The sequence below is a fragment of the Streptomyces sp. NPDC008150 genome, assembly GCF_042956945.1.
Classification (GTDB): domain Bacteria; phylum Actinomycetota; class Actinomycetes; order Streptomycetales; family Streptomycetaceae; genus Streptomyces.
This window is the reverse complement of the sequence record NZ_JBIBHJ010000029.1, coordinates 1-1420: the sequence shown is the minus strand read 5'-3', so window position 1 is coordinate 1420 and position 1420 is coordinate 1. Positions and strand designations below refer to the sequence as shown.

Below are 1420 nucleotides of genomic sequence, written 5' to 3'. Positions count from 1 at the left end.
TACAGTCTGAGACCTGATGCCGAGCCGATTGTGGTGAAGTGGATGATCCTATGCTGTCGAGAAAAGCCTCTAGCGAGTTTTATGGCGGCCCGTACCCTAAACCGACTCAGGTGGTCTGGTAGAGAATACCGAGGCGTTCGGGTGAACTATGGTTAAGGAACTCGGCAAAATGCCCCCGTAACTTCGGGAGAAGGGGGGCCATTTCTGGTGATTGAATTTACTTCATGAGCTGGGGGTGGCCGCAGAGACCAGCGAGAAGCGACTGTTTACTAAAAACACAGGTCCGTGCGAAGCCGTAAGGCGATGTATACGGACTGACGCCTGCCCGGTGCTGGAACGTTAAGGGGACCGGTTAGTCACATTTCGGTGTGGCGAAGCTGAGAACTTAAGCGCCAGTAAACGGCGGTGGTAACTATAACCATCCTAAGGTAGCGAAATTCCTTGTCGGGTAAGTTCCGACCTGCACGAATGGCGTAACGACTTCTCGACTGTCTCAACCATAGGCCCGGTGAAATTGCACTACGAGTAAAGATGCTCGTTTCGCGCAGCAGGACGGAAAGACCCCGGGACCTTTACTACAGTTTGATATTGGTGTTCGGTTCGGCTTGTGTAGGATAGGTGGGAGACTTTGAAGCGGCAGCGCCAGCTGTTGTGGAGTCGCCGTTGAAATACCACTCTGGTCGTGCTGGATGTCTAACCTGGGTCCGTGATCCGGATCAGGGACAGTGTCTGATGGGTAGTTTAACTGGGGCGGTTGCCTCCTAAAGAGTAACGGAGGCGCCCAAAGGTTCCCTCAGCCTGGTTGGTAATCAGGTGTTGAGTGTAAGTGCACAAGGGAGCTTGACTGTGAGACCGACGGGTCGAGCAGGGACGAAAGTCGGGACTAGTGATCCGGCGGTGGCTTGTGGAAGCGCCGTCGCTCAACGGATAAAAGGTACCCCGGGGATAACAGGCTGATCTTCCCCAAGAGTCCATATCGACGGGATGGTTTGGCACCTCGATGTCGGCTCGTCGCATCCTGGGGCTGGAGTCGGTCCCAAGGGTTGGGCTGTTCGCCCATTAAAGCGGTACGCGAGCTGGGTTTAGAACGTCGTGAGACAGTTCGGTCCCTATCCGCTGTGCGCGTAGGAATATTGAGAAGGGCTGTCCCTAGTACGAGAGGACCGGGACGGACGAACCTCTGGTGTGCCAGTTGTCCTGCCAAGGGCATGGCTGGTTGGCTACGTTCGGGAGGGATAACCGCTGAAAGCATCTAAGCGGGAAGCCTGCTTCGAGATGAGTATTCCCACCTCCTTGAGAGGGTAAGGCTCCCAGTAGACGACTGGGTTGATAGGCCGGATATGGAAGCCAGGTAACTGGTGGAGTTGACCGGTACTAATAGGCCGAGGGCTTGTCCTCAGTTGCTCGCGTCCACTGTGTT

Annotated in this window: 1 rRNA gene (cut by a window edge); it reads left to right on the top strand. The window is 55.3% G+C overall.

The features are described 5' to 3' along the window. Positions 1-1398 (top strand): 23S ribosomal RNA (locus ACFZA0_RS37285) (it extends 1372 nt beyond the left edge of the window). The last annotated feature ends 22 nt before the right edge of the window (positions 1399-1420 follow it).